Origin of the sequence: Desulfovibrio piger (genome assembly GCF_951793255.1) — a bacterium.
In the GTDB taxonomy this organism is placed as follows: domain Bacteria; phylum Desulfobacterota; class Desulfovibrionia; order Desulfovibrionales; family Desulfovibrionaceae; genus Desulfovibrio.
Window position 1 is genome coordinate 1,171,256 of record NZ_OX636706.1, and the last position, 17,750, is coordinate 1,189,005.

A 17,750-nucleotide genomic window follows, 5' to 3' on the forward strand; every position below is an offset into this window, starting at 1 on the left:
TTTCCTCTCTGTCTGGATGGTTAGCGCCGTTCCGACATGGCGCCACGGAGAACCGTCAGGGCGGCAAGCACGATGTCTACGATCACGACAGGGTTCATACTCTGCTCCTTTACATTTACAAGGTTAAGGTGAACAGGCCGAATAAGGCCTCCGGTAGTTCTGCGACAGTGCGGATGACGGCTGCCTTTGAGAACAGGTTCGTCACGGCGCGGGCGTCGATACCAATACCGCAGACCTCAATGCCGAGCCGTTCTGCAGTGTCGATAACGTCCATTGCCGTCCTGAAATCGTCAGGGCTGCCGTCGGTGAGTACGATAAGCAATTTACGGCGTTCCCTCTGTCTGAGCAGCTCGCGCAAGGCGTAGAGCATGGCCTCCGCCATGGGTGTACTGCCGTGGGCGGTCACAAGACAGGCATCGGAGATACGCTCTCCGGGACGAAACACAGGACATACAGATGTGTTGTCATCTGTGGCAGGGAAGGCGGTAAGGGCTACCCGGATACCTGGGATGCGCGACAGGGCTGAGGCCACGACATAGCATGACGCACAGGCCGTACTGAGTTTATGTGCCATGGAGCAGGAGCAGTCCAGCAGGATATGGACAGTCGTATCCAGTCCTCTGATTTCAGTCTGCTGCATGAATACCTGTGCGCTACCTGTCGCCAGACGATGCAGCAGGTGGCCGTCGATCCTTCCGCTACGGCTTGCTCGACTACGACGCAACACTCTGGTTTGCAGCCGGGCTCCCAGGCGTGTCTGGAGAGCATTGCTCATCCGTTTACAGGCTGCCAGCTGTGCAGGATCCAACCTGTGGAGAGGACAGCGCTGTTCTACGAGCATAGCCGTGTGCGGACGGCAATTCTTCGATTGCTTCAGGCAGGCTTCGAGTTGTTTTGCGATGCGTTCTCCTTCATCAGCGGGCAAGCCTGTGCTTTCTCCGTCCAGAGCTTGCGCCAGCGCCTCCTGTGGCGTGGGAGATGCTTTGCTGTGACCGGAAACTTCGCTTTTTTGATTCTCGCCAGCCGGTTGATCTTCATTTTCTTGCAGTGCCCCCTCTGCTTGTCGCTGCTTTTCCAGCTTGTTCCTTTTGGGGAGTGTCGGCTGCCCGGACTGCTCGGGAGCAGTAAGAGCGGCCGAGTTCGTCTGCGACGGGAGTGGGGTATTTGTTTCAGGTGGTTCCTCCTGTTGTGTGGGGGAGTGCAAATAGCCGCGCAAAAGGATTGCCGTCTCTCTGGCAAGGGAAAGGCAGTCGCGGGTGCTTCGGCAGTCCGTGACTCTGCTGATGAGCGGGGTGAACCCGCCCAGCAGGTTGGGATAATGATTTTCAACGATCTGTCCCAACAGACAGACTGATCTCTGCAAGGCGGGTAGGGAGAGAGCCCTGACAGAGTACAGGACATAGTCCAGCAAGGCGGCCAGTGGTTGTGCCGCATAGTTCTCCAGCTCCTCCCGAGAGAAGGGAGTCGCGAACAGATGCCGTATCAGCCAGAGAAAGTCCTGGCGACAGCCGGGATAACGTTCTGTCATGCGCTGCTCGACCCGGTAATCTTCAAAATAGTTGAAGAGACGCTGTTCCAGTGCTGTGAGTGCTTCTGCCCGCAGGTCGACAAAATCCGTGTATCGGATATGTCCGGCCTCATGGCTGATGTACCCCCGCACAAGCCCCAGCTCTGTTTCATCGCCTTCAACACTGAGTTTGGGCAGGAATATGGAAGTTCCATCCGTCCAGGCTGTGCTGTGTTCACCGATGCTGACTTTCACGCCCAGTGAATCCCCCAGTATGGAGGCCACAACCGGCAGGGCCGACATGATATGTTTGGTTTCTGCTTGCATGGTGTCACCACAGGCCGCCGGAATTGAGGCATGCGGGTGTGACCGGTACCACTGTTTGCTTGTTCGGGGAGAAGGCGGAAACAATAGAGTTCAAGGTTCGCTGTGCATTGGACGTATTTTGCATGGCCTCTGCCTGCTTGAGCAGCGCTTGCTTGTCCTTGAGCAGGCAGACAAGGCCTTGCAGGTTCAGCAGCGATTGGCCAGCAATGTACTTGCCCTTGTCCGGCACGCCTTCCATTACCGTATCCATGATTCTGATCACGGGCATGGCGTGGGGAGAAACGAAACTCAGCCCCTTGAGTTTGTCCCGCAGCGTCAACAGCGGAGACAGGGCTTTATGCGTGACTTCCGTCTTTCCTTCGTAGACCCGAGTCCAGATGTCGGCCGCATCTTTGGCGATCTCGGAGAAGAGCTTGTTTCCCAGGTCGGAGAGACTTTCGTCCAGCGTCGAATCCACCTCAGACGATTTGACACGGAAGAGCTGCCAGGCAAACGTGAGCCTTTGAGCGACATAGTCTGCCGAGACCGTGCTGCTGGCGAGAAATTCCCGCCATACCTCATACTTGCTTATCCACTCCGCGATGAGGCGGTCATAGTTTTGCAGGAACAGGGTCTTTTCGGTATAAAATTCATCTTTGATGGCCTTCAAACCGTCGAGGATGCTGTCAACCTTGGTTGAAGGCACGGCCCAGCCGCCAAGAAAGCGGACAGCGTGCCTGTCAAGAAGAGAAACAGCTCTGGCCTTGAGCCTGCTGAACACAGCCATATGGGCCGGATCACAGATTTTCTTGAAGCCCAGACTGGCAAGGGCGGAAGGCGGCAGCTGGTTTTCACTGTCAAAATCGGAGGCCGTGAGTTTGCGGCAGGCAGACCAGATGGTCGTGTCGAGGTTGAGGACATACAGCTTGTCGAGAGCGTCGGGGGGCGTGATGGTAATAATATCGTTGGGCATGGAATATGACCTTATGGTTGCTGGTTAGAAGTCATTTCATAATTCCTTGATGACTCTTCTGAGTAAAATCATGGAAAATGCCAAATGAACAAAGGCGGTAAAGTGTTGGTGGAACCTGTCCCAGCGTGCCATTGTCCGCTTGAACGTATTGAGCCAAGCAAAAAGTCGTTCGATTTTCCAACGGCGACGATAACGCCGCAAGGGGCGACCATCCTGCGTTGCTTTACGCTTTCGATTGCGCCGATGTGGTGCGATCATCTCAATCCCTTGGGCAGCAAGGGCGTTATCGAGCGGATCACTGTCATAGGCACGATCCCCAATAATTCTTCTGGGCTGTCCCACTGTGACAATTTCATCGAGGGTAGCTTGGACAAGGGTGACTTCATGAGGACCAGCAGAATCCGTGTGCAGGGCGAGTGGAAGACCAGAAGCGTCTGCAATAACCATGAGCTTCGTACCTTTCCCCCGCTTGGTCTTTCCCACTTTTGCGCCCCTTTTTTTGCTACCACGAACGTGCCGTCAATGAAGCATTCCGAGAGGTTTATGGCCCCACGCTCTTCAAGGTCACGGGCGAGAGCCTCAAGGATTTTTCGGAATACGCCCGTTTTGACCCACTTGCTGAATCGGCGATAGCAGGTTGATGAAGACGGGAATCTCTCCGGCAAGTCAGCCCAGGCGGCACCAGTGCGCAATACCCATAAGATGCCGTTCAGTACAGAGCGGTCATCATGGACAGGAGGCCTTCCCCGCACGGAAGAAGCCTCATTTGCAAGGAGAGGTTCCAAAATTGCCCATTGGTCATCTGTTAATCTTTGGTATTTGCTCATGAAATTCGATTACACGATTTTTATGACTTTTTCTGGAATTATGAAATGACTTCTAGTGAGATGCAGGGAAATATTTTCGCGCGAGTTCGTGCAGTACGGCTTTGTCAGATGCGGAGGCGCGGGAGGCCAGGGCCCTGTCCAATGCATGGATGATGGGGCTGATGCCCTGCGCCGAAAGCGGGTGGTACGCCAGAGTCAGCCCTGCCCAGCGCAGCAGCGTGCGTGTGGACAGGGTGACAGAGAGAGCGTCGGGACCGCTGTCCGTCCCCATGAATTGCTTGCGGATGTCATTGGCGTAGCTGACCATACTGGTGACAAGCTCCTGGGGCAGTTGCGGGAAACGTTGCCGGAGTAGTGCTACTTCGGTATCGGCTTCGGGATAGCCCATTTCGATCAGCATAAATCTGTCCATGAAAGCCAGATTCAGTCGCAGCACGCCCTGGTACAAACCGGTGTCATCACTCCCGCCATTGCTGTTTGCCGTAGCGATGAAGCGACACATGGGGTGGGGCTTGACGAGTTCGCCGTTGTTTTCGGCGATACACAGTGGCGCGCCGTCTAGGATCGTATTCAGTCCTGCCAGTGTGGCGGGAGAGCAAAGATCGATTTCATTGAACAGCAGCAGTCCCCCCTGCCGCAGTGCCAGGGTGAGCGGTCCGTCAACAAAGCACATTGAGCCATGCTGTACGGACAGATGACCTATGAGGTCAGAGCTTTCCAGACGCTCGTGGCCGTTGACTTCGAAAACAGGATAGTTGAGACGCGCCGCTATCTGGCGTACGGCACTGGACTTGCCACAGCCAGTGGGGCCGCTGATCCAGAGCGGGTCGGGGTGTTCCATCAGAAACCAGAGAACAAGGTCCCTTCCTGACGTAGGATTGAACGAATACTGCGAATCCAGGGCCGGAGTATAAGCTGTAGGGGCGTCATACCCTCTGATTTTCGTCCCTGATGCTTTGCCGGAAAAAACAAAGCCAGCGTCAAAGTCCGTGATTTTTGCCATGAGCGTGCTCCCATAAGAAAAAGGCTCGCCGTGCGGGACACGACGAGCCTTCGGTAAAGATGAAAAAAGCCGGTCTTATTTACCGGCGTGGTGTCTTGGCTTTCTGAATGACAGGCTGCGTTTTACATCGAGCCGGAACGGATTATCCCGGTAGTCGCCGCTTGCCTCTATGTCATCGGTTTCTTCGCCGATGCGCAGGAATCGGAAGGCCCCCATTTCCAGCGAATCCAGAAAATATTCCACATATTCGATCTCAGGTTTGTCCAGAGACCAGGAGACGTCGTTCCAGAGGAAAACCTCGGCGCCATCTTTGGCCTTGTAGCACTCCGCGCTGTTAAACAGGGCAAGGATCTGGACATTTTCTTCCTTTTCCTTGCTCAGGTGAGACAGCTTTCTCGTCAAACTGCCGGCAGCGGCCCGGTTCAGGCACAAGGCCACATTCGAGGAGTAATCCATATCAGTTCTCGTATTAGGCGTCAGTTATTGTGTTGGAGAAGGGCAGCAGCATAAGGCGCTTTCCGGGGGCCCCCTGCTTCTCATGCTTTGCAAAAAGCGCCGGTACGTCCAGAGCGATTCCCTGATCCCGCATCAGACTGGAGAGTTCGTTGGCCAGCCCGTGTTTATCCAGAGTACGTCGGCCAGCCAGAGGAACGACTTTGAAGCGGTGTTTTCCGGCTATGACCCAATCCCCCTGAGCGTCCGTCCGGGCATACCATTCTTTCATATCGGTCTCTGCCTCCTTGATACGTTCATCCAGCGCAGTGCGGTCTGTTTTCCAGTCAACCAGCTTTTGCAGGCGTTGCTCCAGTTCAGGATGCTCAGGACCGGCGAATTTGGGGCAGGTCACAGCATGATCGCAGCAGGAGCAGAGGGGATGAAAGCCCTCAGCCACAGGCAATCTGTCAACAGGATGTGGGAGAAGGCCGTACATCTGCACCGCCATATCAAGGATCGCAGTCTTCATAGTCCTGTTGTAGTGATAAGGGCCGAAGCCTTTGCCGTCGGTCATAGTCAGGGCCAGAAGCCAGGCCTCGACATTTACCTTGCGGATGTTGTCCGGGAAAGATTCCCCCCAGAGTCTGGCGACCACTTCAGGGAAAGACAGCCCCGTGAAAACCGGTGTGCCCTGTTCGTCCCGCAGACTGAACACATGCCTGTTGTAGTAGGCATGGAACAGCGCGATCTGTCCGTAGGCCTGAAGTTCATGGTTGGCGTAAACATGTTCGGGCAGGGCTGTCATACTTTTCACTTCAAGGATACGGATGGTTGGCGTCGGGGAAGAAGACACCAGCACAAGATCAAGATGCGCCTTGATGGGAACGCCCTTGTAGGTCACAGCTATTTCAAGCTGGCGCAGAGGGGACAGGCCTGTGGCTTCCAGAGCGGAAGCTATGCCGTCTTCATACCAGTGTCCCCGCTGAAGCGTCAGTGTCTTGGCAAAATTCGCTGTTCCGGGCTGCTGTTTTTGCAGGACAGCTTTACGGGGGCAGACGCTGAAGGCGGCGATGTCGGACAACCCCACATAGCGCTTCCTGTCTCCCAGCTGGGCCTGTGTCGTCTTTGCAGCATGGAGCCGCAGGCCATTGTGCAGAAGGGACATCAACGCCAGGGGGCGTTGCGAGTTAGTTTCTTTCATACAGACTCCTCACAGCGAACAGCTCTGGGCGCTGTCCTGATTTTCAATGTCCGCGTATCTCCACCAGCACCGCTGCTTGTTGTCCCATCGGAAGCCCGCTTTCTGGAGAAGGACTTTCTTTTCCATTGTTCCGCCGACAGCGACAACATATGGTCGGCCCTCGGAGCTGGTGGCCGTGCTGTAGCTGACCCCATCGAGCTTCGGCAAAGATGCCAGGAGAGAACGTGCTTTCTTGGGGCCGGCCGTTACGTTTGGCGCTTGTCGATTCTCCAGACAGGATGCGGCATTGCCGTCATCATCTTCTGTAATGATGCCCAATATGGCGCAGAGGGCATAACGCCTTGCGTAGGTAATGGCACTGCCCAGTCCCTGGGGATCCGCTTTGGGCAGAGGGACAATGGCAGTGCTGGCAAGATATTCACCGGTATCCACATGAGTGAGTCGCGTTTCGAGAGCAAGGACGTTCTGACCGAGTTCTACAGGCTGGACGACAGGCATCTGGGTAAGCAGGATGCCATGGCTGATAAGCAACTCACGGCAGCTTGCCATGACACTGTTGAGAGTGGCGTAGCGGGTGGCATGATACGGATTTTTACCATCCTTTGTGGCGGGTTGCAGCGCCTGCTGGACGCAGAGAAGAGCCGATGCAAGGCTGGAAGACTGATTTGTGGTAGTATGCATAAGAAGCCTCCTAACATGCTTTTTTCTATACCCTTATAACAAGTGCCAAGGCTTTTTTTTGACTGCTGGTTGCTTTTATCCATGCAATCTTTTTGCGAGGCTTACGTTCTGTATGCAGAAGAAAAAGGAGTTCCTTTCTGAAATTTTGGAAAAGAGGAGGCCAATATTTCTGTATCAAGAAAAAACACGAGGTGACTTATGCAAAATAGTGATAAGATTCGAGTTATTGGTGCAGGTCTTCCGATCGAGACTCATGCGGCGCTGCGTGATGTGTTGGACAGAAAGCTCTACGGCATGGGGCCGTCGGCTTTTTACAGAAGAGTGACGGAGATGCTGCTCAAGCTTGATGACAAGGCTTTGTATGCCATTTTTAATGATTCTGATTACCTGGCACGCACGCTGAACGAGTCGGTACGATGACTCAGGCAACCTGCACGAGCGAGTCTGTTTTCGTCCAGAAAACAGAGAATGGCATTGCGCCGGTGTTGCTCGCTGGCGAGTGCCCGGCGCAATGGAAAGAGCGACTTATGGCCGCATTCGGGGCGGAAGACGAGCCTGCGGCGACGTATTTGCTTCATTGCTTGTCAAGAACAGCCAGAGGAAAACGCTCGGATTTGCTGTTCAATGCCTGCATTACCGCCATCCGGGAGATTAGGCCAAGCAACAGTCTTGAGCGCATGCTTGTGGTGCAGATGTGTCTTGCCAATGAGTACGCAGTGAATGCCTTGAGCAGCAGTGACACGGCTGTGTTTACGGAAGACAAGGAACGTCTTTCGGCTATAGCGGCCAAGATGATGCGTCTGTACCTGCAACAGTTTGAGATACTTCGACGCTACCGCAATGCCGGAAGGCAGAACATCCAGGTCACACACGTCTACGCCGATCAGGCCATTGTTGGAGATGTCGTCCAAAGGAGGAAGTAAAAATGGCTGAATCAACACCCAAAGGCGGTGCGCCGTACGGGAATCGGAATAGTTTCAAGCACGGGATGTATACGCGACAGGAAATAGCAGCCGCAAAGGAGCGGGGGCGATTTTATCGCGACTGCGGTAGCCTGTTGAAAGAGATACGTAAGGCTGTGGAGAAAGTACGCTTATCCTGAAAGATAACGATGTGGCTGTACAGCGACCCTATAGGCTGACTGCATGAACAAAAAAGAGGCCTACCAGTTTTTGCTGGCGGGCCTCTTTTTTTGGTGGGGGAGGGGTGACCTGATACGGAGATTCTAGACCATAAAAACTTGAGGAAATGCGGCCAATCCAGTAGGGATTGATTCCATGAGAAAAGGAAGATTTACCGATGAACAGATGGTGGTCATACTCCGTGAGGCAGACCGGGAGCCGGTTGCCTAGGAGGATGTCCGGCATGTTTTTTGATTTTAAAAGGTGTGGTAATCTCGTCCCATGAAACAAACAGATTTTCGTGATGTGCCTGATGAGCTGTGGGAACGTATCGAGCCTCTCCTTGCCCCGTTCAAACGAAAAAGAAGCGGCGGCAGCAAACCGCTTGCGCAGCGCACGGTTCTGGCAGGAATCCTCTACAAATGCCGGACAGGATGCCAATGGGCCATGCTTCCCGCCTGCTATGGATCAAAAAGCACTGTCCACGAGCACTTCCAGCGATGGAACAAAGCTGGCATCATGGCGGAGATTTTTCGCATCCTTCTTGCTGAATATGGGGAAAAGGTCGGCGTCGACGCCCAATGGCAGGCTATGGACGGCACCTTGCTGCAAGCCCCGACGCGCTCTCAAAAAATCAGCGACTGAGGGCCTTGGACGCAACCCGACGGACAGGGGCCGAAGCGGCGGCAAGATACATCTCCATGTGGATGGTCAGGGTATTCCTCTGGGAGTGACAGTCACAGGTGCCAATGTTCATGACAGCCGCCTGATAGAAGCGACGCTGAAGAACTCCCGGGAAATGGGCGGCTGGTTTCTGGGGTCTGCCGTACGCCATCTCTGTCTGGACAAGGGCTATGACTACCCGCGAGTCAGCGAAGAAGTCTACGTAAACGGATTTGAGGAGCATATCCGCAGCCGGGGGGAAGAAGTTCGGGACCGCTGGAGGACTCCTGCCCGCCGCTGGGTAGTAGAGCGGACATTCGCCTGGTTGAAGGGTTTTCGGAGCTTGCGCATTCGCTACTGTTGTTACCTCGTCAATTTTATGGGGCTACTTTACCTTGCTTTGGCCTGTATCCTTTGGAGAAAACTGGTATAGCAAAATGTATGCCGGACATCCTCTAAATGTCGCGAAGTCATTAGTTTATCAACACCCTCAAACCATAACCTGATATTGCGCCACCCAATATTTTAAGAAAGAAATTTTGCGACTTTTTCCTGGAGGAATGACAACTTGAAAACCAGATTGGTCAAGAAAACGAAAAAACAGACACGCTTCCGGCCCTGATCCTCCCCAAAACGGACACGCTTCCGGCCACAGGCCACATTTTCCCGGCGACCCAGCCGGGATTTTTCATATGACATGACAAAAAAACACGCTTTTTCCATCTGTCGGCAAAAAAGATGGAAAAAGCGTGTTTTTTGCATCTGGTTCCGGGCCCCTCCCCATCTCCGGCAACACGTCCGCATGGCTGCCTCCCCTGCGGCGGATGGCGTATCCCCTCCGCAGTGTCCCGGAAAAAGGACAGGCCCCGACCGGCCATACCAAGGAGCATGTCATGCACAGCGTGTACGATTACGCCCGTGTATCCAGCACCGACCAGAACGCGGAGCGCCGGCATCTGTCCCTGCAACGGCAGGGCATCCCCAGGCACAGGATCTTCACCGACCGGATGTCGGGCAAGGACTTCCGCCGTCCCCGGTACGAAGACCTGTCGGCCCGGCGACCAGCTCTGCGTCACGAGCATCGATCACCTGGGCCGCAATTATGAGGAAATACAGCGGCAATGGCGGCTGCCCACGCAGGAACTGCATGTGGACATCCTTTTCGCCGAAATGCATGAACTGTGGAAAACGGGAAAGCTCTCCTCAGTAAAGGCCGCAAACGGTGCGGCATGGCACGGTCAATACTCCGCTACCGCGCTGAATCCACAAAAAAGTCTGAAGATTGAACATGGCAAAAAGGTGTACTTTTTCGCCAGTGGGAAAAATCACGTTTTTGACGGAATAGGGCTTGGAAACGTCGGTTTTTTCGGCTAATGAACAGGGAAATGGACTGTGGCGAAAAAGTACACTTTTTCGACATTTCCTGCCGGATGGCCATGTTTTTGAGCTTCATCTGTAACAGTCAACACACTGAAAAATTTCTTCCCGGTTCCAAGGCGATACTGGTCGTCCTTCCGCAGATAACCGGTTGTTTATCAACGTCGGCTTCTGGATATTGAGAACAGGAACTCCGTAAGAGAAGCGCTTTTCTTGGCATACCGTGTAGCAATACCGCGCCAGCGCTTGAGGCGAAACGATAGGGGGAACGATGTTCATCGGAACACTGACAAGCTGGGATGCCGAAAAAAATATCTTCCCGATATCTTTAGTCAGGTAACGGATTTTCTAAAATCCATCGATCCTGAAACGATCGAACCTGGTACCTACCCAATCCAGGGGAATGAGATTTTTGCGAAAATCGAATGCGGCAGCGGCAAGAGCGAAGCTGAGCGCCGCTTTGAACTGCATCATAAATATATTGATGTTCAAATGCTCCTGACCGGATTTGATCTTGAATTCAATGGCAGCCCTTAATGTCTGGCTAGCCTGCAAGAATACACTTAGCCTGCCTTAACTCTGGAGCTTCCGTCATGCCTTCGTCTAAAGGTCCTGCTGTCAGTGTCATCATCCCTGTACGAAATAGTGGCCGCTACTTTCGGGAATGCCTCGACAGTGTTACGGGACAAACATTACGCAATATCGAAATCATCATCATTGATGACGCATCTACGGATGGAAGCGATGCCGTTGCCGAAGCCTACGCAGCCCAGGACTCCCGGATTACCATCATCCATCATGACGAATCTACAGGTGCCGGTCCGGCACGCAATGATGGCATGGCCATTGCTAAAGGGGAGTATATCGCTTTTATGGATAGCGATGATTTGTATCCTTCTATGGATACGCTTACCGTACTTTACCAAAAAGCTATTCAGCAGCATGCTAAGATTTGTGGTGGATCACTATATAAAATCGATACTGCTACAAATACACTATCTTATAGAATTCCTGATCAATACTTTGAACAAGAAGGATGGATTTATTATACTGATTATCAATATGAAGGAGGGTTTACAAAATTTTTATATAGCAAATTATTTTTATTAAATAATAAACTGGAATTCCCTGCCTTGAAACGTTTTCAGGATCCAGTTTTTTTTGTAAATACTATGATTCTCGCAAAAAAATTTTACGCTGTGCCAGCTCAAACTTATGCATATAGAAAAACACATAAAATGATATATTGGTCGCATGATAAAATTTTTGACCACCTGAGAGGAGTCAAATATCTTCTTGGCACCTCGAGTAAATATAATTTAAAAAAATTACATTATAATATGGCAAAAAATTTGCTAGACTTTCTGCACTATAAATTAAATTTTTTTCAAAAACTGATAAATATAGGTATTATATATGAAACCTATCGAAGTATCAAATGGGATTTGCTGATACTATACCCTGGGAATGTTCATATTAAAAAATATAAATATTTTCTATATTTTTTTCGTTCAAAAACAAATCAACTCTAAAATCAGTCAAAAAGAGTAACTTTCATGAATACATACGAAAAACTTATGACTAAAAAGGCGACCCTGGCCGTGGTGGGCCTGGGCTATGTGGGCCTGCCCCTGGCCGTGGCTTTTTCCCGCCACATGAACGTGCTCGGTTTCGACATCAACGCCGGACGCATCGAAGAGCTGCGCAAAGGCCATGACCGCACCAACGAAGTGACCGACGAAGCCCTGGCCGCCGCCACGATCGAGTACACCTGCGACCCTGCCGACCTGGTCCGGGCCGCCGTGATCATCGTGGCCGTGCCCACCCCCATCGACGAACACCGCTCCCCCGACCTCACCCCCGTGGTGGGCGCCAGCCACACCGTGGGCCGCCATATGCCCAAGGGCTGCGTGGTGGTCTATGAATCCACGGTCTACCCCGGCCTCACCGAAGAGATCTGCGTGCCCATCCTGGAGCAGGAATCCGGCCTGACCTACGGCACGGATTTCACCGTGGGCTACTCGCCGGAGCGCATCAACCCCGGTGACAAGGTCCACACCCTGGAGACCATCAAAAAGATCGTCTCCGGTTCCGACCAGGCCACGGCCGACCTGCTGGCCCAGGTCTACGGCTCCGTGGTCAAGGCGGGCATCCACCGCGCTTCCAGCATCAAGGTGGCCGAGGCCGCCAAGGTCATCGAGAACACCCAGCGCGACCTGAACATCGCGCTCATGAACGAGCTGGCCATCATCTTCGAGCGCCTGGGCATCGACACCCTCGAAGTGCTGGAAGCCGCCGGTACCAAATGGAATTTCCTGCCCTTCCGTCCCGGTCTGGTGGGCGGCCACTGCATCGGCGTGGACCCCTACTACCTGACCTTCAAGGCCGAGGAGATGGGCTTCCCCCCCGAAGTCATCCTGGCCGGTCGCCGCACCAACGACAACATGGGCAAATATGTGGCCGAATGCCTGGTCAAGCGCCTGATCAAGAACGGCAACGTGGTCAGCGGCGCGCGCGTGGGCATCCTGGGCTTCACCTTCAAGGAGAATGTGCCCGACCTGCGCAACACCCGCGTGGTGGACGTGATCCGCGAACTCAAGGAATATAATGTGGTCCCGCTGGTGCATGACGCCGAGGCCGACCCGGCCGAAGCCATGCGCGAATACGGGCAGGAGCTGGTGGATCTGGACCAGCTGCGCGACCTGGATGCCGTGCTGCTGGCCGTGAGCCACAAGGCCTACGCCGCCCTGACGCCCGAAGACATCAAGGCCCGCTGCAAGGACGGCAACAAGGCCGTGCTCATGGACGTGAAGAGCTTCTTCGACCCGCAGGCCATGCGTGCCGCGGGCATCGACTACTGGAGACTATAATCAAAACATCGTGAGAATGGGTGGTAGCTCTTAGCTACCCCCACAAATAACGATAAAACAAATTCAAACTATAAAGAGAAAATTTATGGAAGAATTAACAACAGCTTATAAAAGCTTAACTAATATTTATATTTCTCCTCATGAAGATGCCATAAAAAAATACAAGATCAGCGTGAAAAAATTTTAAAGACCGACAATATATTTACAGAAACTAAACAGTACTCATCACTGCAAGATCTAAAAAAATCTAGGAGATGGACGTTTTAGCATAGACATAAATGATGCTCATTATGAATGTCTATTCCATTATAAACCTAGTAAAACGTTATATGTTATTTTTGATGGTGCAAGATTATCTTCAAGAATGCCTAATTTTCCGCGATGGACTTACCCTAACTTAAGGGAGAAAAAATGGAACAGAATCTTACCCCCTCAATCTCAGTCATTATGCCTTCACTTAATGTTGCTCAATATATTGATGAGTGTCTATCCAGCGTGATTAATCAAAGTTTAAAAAATATTGAAATAATTTGCGTTGATGCAGGTTCAACAGACGGAACATTGGAAAAGATAAAAAATTATGCAGAAAAAGATGAAAGAATAAAAGTTATCGTATCAGAAAAAAAAAGCTATGGTTATCAAATTAATTTAGGCCTTAAAATGGCGAAAGGGAAATATATTGGTATAGTTGAAACTGATGACTATATCAATATCAACATGTATGAAGAACTATTCAATACTGCAGAGAAATACAATCTTGACTTTGTTAAAGCAGATTTCTATAGATTTATAAATAACGACAATAGTGAATTAGAATTATTCTACAATAAATTAAGTCAGAACAAATCTTACTATAATCGAGTAATTACTCCAAGAGTAGCTCTTGAAACATTTTCCTTTATCATGAACACCTGGTCCGGGATTTATAAGAATGATTTTCTTAAGAAGTATAATATTGATCATAACGAGACTCCTGGAGCCGCTTTTCAGGATACCGGTTTTTGGTTTCAAACTTTTTCATTCGCTGATAGAGCATATTTTATAGATAAACCATTTTATATGAATAGGCGAGATAATCCAAATTCTTCTGTATTTGATAGAAAAAAAATTTTTGCAGCACAGAGTGAGTATAATTATATCTATTCAAAATTACAAAATTTTCCTCAAATAAAACAAGCTGTGTTACCAGCATTCCAGTACTACAGGTATAAACATTACTGCGCTTCTATGAATCGAAGTGATGAGAGTTTACAATTAGAGTTTTTAAAACATTTTAGCCAAGACTATATAATATCAAAAAACAAGAACGAATTAGACGAGTCTTTATTTCCAGAAGGTGCAAAAAATAACTTGCATAGTATTATCGAATCTCCAGAAAATTATTACCACACACTTAATAATATTCCTAAAAAAAATTTATATAATACAGAAAACATGTACCATAGACACAAGACTCACAAAGGATCATCCTATGCACTCTCTATTATTATTGCTGTATATAACGCAGAAAAAACAATATTAAAATGTATTAATAGTATTCTCAGGCAGACCCTAAAACAGATTGAAATTATTTGTATAGATGATGGATCAATCGATCAGTCATTTAATATCTTAAAAAAGCTTGAAAAAGAATATGATCAAATCATCATTCGTAGCCAGCAAAATCAAGGGGCAGGAAGCGCTAGAAATAAAGCCATCGAATTAGCACAAGGGGAATTTATCGCTTTTATGGATGCTGACGATCGGTATCCAGAAGACGATATACTTGAAACATTATATAATAAAGCAAAAGAAAATAATGCAAATATATGCGGTGGATCTTTTAGTTATCAAAAAAACGGTGTCGTTCATAAAAACTATAGCGGCATTTTTAAATTATATACATTTACAAAGGAAGAATTTATAGACTATAAAGATTATCAGTTTGACTATGGATATACTCGATTTATATATAATTTACAAATATTGAAAAAACATAACATCACATTTCCTGAAATCAGACGGTTCCAAGATCCTCCCTTCTTTGTAAGGGCCATGATTACTGCTGGAAAATTTTATGCCATTCCCAAAATTGTATATCTATATAACAAAGAAAACAACAATGTCAACTGGACAGCGCAGACCGTTCATGACTTACTCCATGGGATCATAGAAAACTTGGAGTTATCAAAAGAATACCACCTTCCTACGCTCCATAGAATAACAGTGGAACACCTTAATGCTGACTTCAAAAAAATAATTACTGGTTTCTTAACAAAAGATAATCCTGATTTACTAGAGCTAGTTTGCAAAGCAAACAATACAATTTCTTCAGATTTATTACTTGAAGCAGGATATGATATTAACATCAATAAGAAATATATCATTAAATGTATAAAAGAGCTATTCATGGATGATGAAAATAAAAAAATATCATTAACGATAACGGGACAACATGGGAAACACATCTACACAAATTTTACAGAAGTAAAAATAAGTGAATATCACGATGCTGATAAAATACTTGTCAGAGAAAACTTCCTATTAAAAAATAAAATTCAAAAAATTAAATCAAGCTTTTCCTATAAAATAGGACGGGCTATTACTTTTATTCCGCGCTTAGTAAATAGAAAACTGAATAACAAAAATAGATAATGCAATATATCATCGTCGGCGCAGGCTTCTGGGGTGCCACCCTTGCCGAGCGCATAGCTACTGTGCTGAAGGAACCTGTCACCATCATCGACAGGCGCGATCATATCGGCGGCAACTGTCATTCGTCTCTGGACGAAGAGACGGGCATCGAGTGCCACCGGTATGGCTCGCATATCTTTCACACCTCGCTGTCGCAGGTGTGGGAATACATCAATCAGTTTGGGGAGTTCACCAGCTATCAGCACAAGGTGTTCATCACCTACCAGGGCAAGGTCTACACCATGCCCATCAATCTGAGCACCATCAACGCGTATTACGGTAAAAACTTCCGTCCGGCGGAAGCTGCCGCCTTTTTGGAGGCAGAGATCGCCCGCGATTACATCGCGGAGCCGAAAAACCTTGAGGAGAAGGCCATCTCCCTGATCGGCCGCCCCTTATACGAGGCGTTCATCAAGGGCTATACCCACAAGCAGTGGGAGCATGACCCGCGGGAACTGCCCGCCTCCATCATCAACCGCCTGCCGTTCCGTACAACCTATAATGCCAACTACTTCAACGATACCTGGCAGGGGGTTCCCAAGGACGGTTACTTCAGCATCTTCAAGCGGATGCTGGACAATCCGCTCATCACGCTGAAGCTGAACTGCGAGTACGAGAGCATCAAAGCGCAGATCTCTGCGGACTGTACCGTCATTTATACCGGCATGCCGGACCAGCTCTTCCAGTACAAATACGGGGAGCTGGAATGGCGCTCCCTGCGTTTTGAATGGGAAACGCTGCCCGTCCAGGACTATCAGGGCACAACGGTGATGAATTATGCGGATGTGGAGGTCCCCTTCACCCGTCTGCATGAGTTCAAGCACTATCATCCTGAGCGCAAGGAACCGTTTGCTCTGAACAAAACGGTCATTTGCCGGGAATACTCCAAAACGTACAAAAATGGAGATGAGGCCTATTATCCCGTAAACAATGCGCGCAATAACGACATGTACGCAAAGTATGCGGAAGAGGCGGCAAAAATGCCGAATCTCATCCTTGGCGGTCGCCTTGGAGCATACCGCTACTGGGATATGGACAAGGCCATTGCCGATGCCCTGAATGTTTTTGAAACCAAGATCCTTCCCGCAGGAGTCCGGTCATGAAAATACTGGTGACAGGTGGGGCCGGCTATATCGGCAGCCATACCTGCAAAGCTCTGGCGCGTGCCGGGCATGAGGTACGCGTCTATGATAACCTTTCCACCGGTTTTCGCGGCCTCGTCAAATGGGGCGATCTGGTGGAAGGGACATCCTTGATACGGAACGGCTGAAAACTTGTCTCACAGAATGGCAGCCGGAAGGCATCATCCACTTTGCAGCGTTCTCCCAGGTGAGAGAATCCGTGAGCAATCCCGGAAAGTACATCCACAACAATGTCGCCGGGACCTTGAGCATCCTGGAAGCCATGAGGAGCACGGGGGTACGGAATATCGTGGTCTCCAGCACGGCAGCGGTTTACGGTATCCCGGAACGTTGTCCCATCACGGAAGATCTGCCTGCCGCCCCCATCAACCCTTACGGTGAAACCAAACTGTTCATGGAATGGATGCTGGCAGATTTTGCCCGGGCATACGGTCTCTCTTGGACGGCGTTGCGATATTTCAATGCCGCAGGCGCTGATCCCGGAGGGGAATGTGGCGAATGCCATATGCCGGAGACCCATCTCATCCCGCGCGCTCTCATGGCCATCACGGGCGAAATTTCAGATTTCCGTATTATGGGGGGGGTGACTATCCTACACCTGACGGAACATGTATCCGGGACTACATCTATGTAGTGGATCTGGCTGCGGCGCATGTGCTGGCTGTGGAACGCCTTTGCCAAGGCGATGCCGGCCAGGGGATCTCTCTCAATCTGGGGACGGGAACAGGTATCTCCGTGCGTGAGATATTGACAGCCGTGGGGCAGGTCACCGGCCAGGAATTGGTCCATACGGTCGGCCCCCGTCGCGCAGGGGATCCGCCGGTACTGGTGGCTGATGGGACTCGTGCCCAAGAGATCTTGCACTGGACAGCACATCGCTCCAATGTGACAGAAATCATCACCGACGCCTGGAGCTGGCATACTTCGGGACGCCAGCACGTCCTGAGCAACTGACTTGTACACGGGAGAAC

General features: G+C 50.3%; 21 protein-coding genes. 14 read left to right on the plus strand and 7 right to left on the minus strand.

Features of this window, described 5'->3' with window-relative positions; genetic code table 11:
• Positions 1-115 precede the first annotated feature (115 nt).
• The 7 genes from Q4I12_RS05395 to Q4I12_RS05425 form a co-directional block, all read right to left on the minus strand.
• The gene (locus Q4I12_RS05395; protein WP_302260894.1) at positions 116-1,834 is read right to left on the minus strand and encodes a VWA domain-containing protein; all 1,719 of its coding nucleotides are present in this window, start codon (positions 1,832-1,834) and stop codon (positions 116-118) included.
• Between the two features lie 4 nt (positions 1,835-1,838).
• Positions 1,839-2,786, minus strand: a complete 948-nt coding sequence (locus Q4I12_RS05400) for a DUF3150 domain-containing protein (RefSeq protein ID WP_302260895.1) — start codon at positions 2,784-2,786, stop codon at positions 1,839-1,841.
• Positions 2,787-2,822: 36 nt separating this feature from the next.
• Positions 2,823-3,613, minus strand: a protein-coding gene (locus Q4I12_RS05405) for an IS5 family transposase (RefSeq protein ID WP_168936557.1) whose coding sequence is annotated in 2 segments (ribosomal slippage) — positions 2,823-3,268 and positions 3,268-3,613 — 792 coding nt in all. Because the reading frame shifts where the segments join, the coding sequence is not laid out codon by codon here.
• 52 nt (positions 3,614-3,665) lie between these two features.
• Entirely contained in the window at positions 3,666-4,616 is a 951-nt protein-coding gene (locus tag Q4I12_RS05410) for an AAA family ATPase (protein WP_302260898.1), read from the minus strand.
• A 75-nt stretch (positions 4,617-4,691) separates the two neighbouring features.
• Complete coding sequence (locus Q4I12_RS05415) at positions 4,692-5,072, minus strand: hypothetical protein (RefSeq protein ID WP_302260900.1); 381 nt, start codon at positions 5,070-5,072, stop codon at positions 4,692-4,694.
• Between the two features lie 13 nt (positions 5,073-5,085).
• Positions 5,086-6,252: a hypothetical protein gene (locus tag Q4I12_RS05420; protein WP_302260901.1), complete on the minus strand. Its 1,167-nt coding sequence runs from the start codon at positions 6,250-6,252 to the stop codon at positions 5,086-5,088.
• Positions 6,253-6,261: 9 nt separating this feature from the next.
• Positions 6,262-6,933, minus strand: a complete 672-nt coding sequence (locus tag Q4I12_RS05425) for an ERF family protein (protein ID WP_302260903.1) — start codon at positions 6,931-6,933, stop codon at positions 6,262-6,264.
• Positions 6,934-7,131: 198 nt separating this feature from the next.
• On the opposite strand from Q4I12_RS05425, the gene Q4I12_RS05430 reads away from it, so the two are divergent.
• From Q4I12_RS05430 to Q4I12_RS13950, 14 genes are all read left to right on the plus strand, one after another.
• Positions 7,132-7,353, plus strand: a complete 222-nt coding sequence (locus tag Q4I12_RS05430; protein ID WP_302260905.1) for a hypothetical protein — start codon at positions 7,132-7,134, stop codon at positions 7,351-7,353.
• Positions 7,350-7,856: a hypothetical protein gene (locus Q4I12_RS05435; protein WP_302260907.1), complete on the plus strand. Its 507-nt coding sequence runs from the start codon at positions 7,350-7,352 to the stop codon at positions 7,854-7,856. Before Q4I12_RS05430 ends, Q4I12_RS05435 begins: the two co-directional genes overlap by 4 nt.
• A gap of 480 nt (positions 7,857-8,336) precedes the next feature.
• A complete protein-coding gene (locus Q4I12_RS05440) occupies positions 8,337-8,699 on the plus strand; it encodes a transposase (RefSeq protein WP_302259935.1) in 363 nt (120 codons plus the stop codon).
• Entirely contained in the window at positions 8,608-9,150 is a 543-nt protein-coding gene (locus Q4I12_RS13945) for an IS5 family transposase (protein WP_367891468.1), read from the plus strand. The genes Q4I12_RS05440 and Q4I12_RS13945 overlap by 92 nt, the downstream gene beginning before the upstream one ends.
• 460 nt (positions 9,151-9,610) lie before the next feature.
• Positions 9,611-9,823 carry a recombinase family protein gene (locus Q4I12_RS05445; RefSeq protein ID WP_302260909.1) on the plus strand — a complete coding sequence of 71 codons (213 nt, stop codon included), beginning with the start codon at positions 9,611-9,613 and terminating at the stop codon, positions 9,821-9,823.
• A 43-nt stretch (positions 9,824-9,866) separates the two neighbouring features.
• Positions 9,867-10,091, plus strand: a complete 225-nt coding sequence (locus Q4I12_RS05450; protein WP_302260910.1) for a hypothetical protein — start codon at positions 9,867-9,869, stop codon at positions 10,089-10,091.
• A 216-nt stretch (positions 10,092-10,307) separates the two neighbouring features.
• Positions 10,308-10,631 carry a NanQ anomerase/TabA/YiaL family protein gene (locus Q4I12_RS05455; protein ID WP_302260911.1) on the plus strand — a complete coding sequence of 108 codons (324 nt, stop codon included), beginning with the start codon at positions 10,308-10,310 and terminating at the stop codon, positions 10,629-10,631.
• Between the two features lie 56 nt (positions 10,632-10,687).
• The gene (locus Q4I12_RS05460) at positions 10,688-11,626 is read left to right on the plus strand and encodes a glycosyltransferase family 2 protein (RefSeq protein ID WP_302260912.1); all 939 of its coding nucleotides are present in this window, start codon (positions 10,688-10,690) and stop codon (positions 11,624-11,626) included.
• A gap of 24 nt (positions 11,627-11,650) precedes the next feature.
• Positions 11,651-12,964 (plus strand): nucleotide sugar dehydrogenase, encoded by a 1,314-nt coding sequence (locus Q4I12_RS05465; RefSeq protein WP_302260913.1) that lies wholly within the window; start codon positions 11,651-11,653, stop codon positions 12,962-12,964.
• A gap of 411 nt (positions 12,965-13,375) precedes the next feature.
• Positions 13,376-15,598 (plus strand): glycosyltransferase family 2 protein, encoded by a 2,223-nt coding sequence (locus tag Q4I12_RS05470; RefSeq protein ID WP_302260914.1) that lies wholly within the window; start codon positions 13,376-13,378, stop codon positions 15,596-15,598.
• A complete protein-coding gene (glf, locus tag Q4I12_RS05475; protein WP_302260915.1) occupies positions 15,598-16,740 on the plus strand; it encodes a UDP-galactopyranose mutase in 1,143 nt (380 codons plus the stop codon). Before Q4I12_RS05470 ends, glf begins: the two co-directional genes overlap by 1 nt.
• Positions 16,737-16,907 carry an NAD-dependent epimerase/dehydratase family protein gene (locus Q4I12_RS05480; protein ID WP_302260917.1) on the plus strand — a complete coding sequence of 57 codons (171 nt, stop codon included), beginning with the start codon at positions 16,737-16,739 and terminating at the stop codon, positions 16,905-16,907. Before glf ends, Q4I12_RS05480 begins: the two co-directional genes overlap by 4 nt.
• Positions 16,862-17,413, plus strand: coding sequence for a GDP-mannose 4,6-dehydratase (locus Q4I12_RS05485; RefSeq protein ID WP_302260919.1), 552 nt, complete (start codon positions 16,862-16,864; stop codon positions 17,411-17,413). The genes Q4I12_RS05480 and Q4I12_RS05485 overlap by 46 nt, the downstream gene beginning before the upstream one ends.
• Positions 17,392-17,733, plus strand: coding sequence for a hypothetical protein (locus Q4I12_RS13950; RefSeq protein ID WP_367891480.1), 342 nt, complete (start codon positions 17,392-17,394; stop codon positions 17,731-17,733). The genes Q4I12_RS05485 and Q4I12_RS13950 overlap by 22 nt, the downstream gene beginning before the upstream one ends.
• The last annotated feature ends 17 nt before the right edge of the window (positions 17,734-17,750 follow it).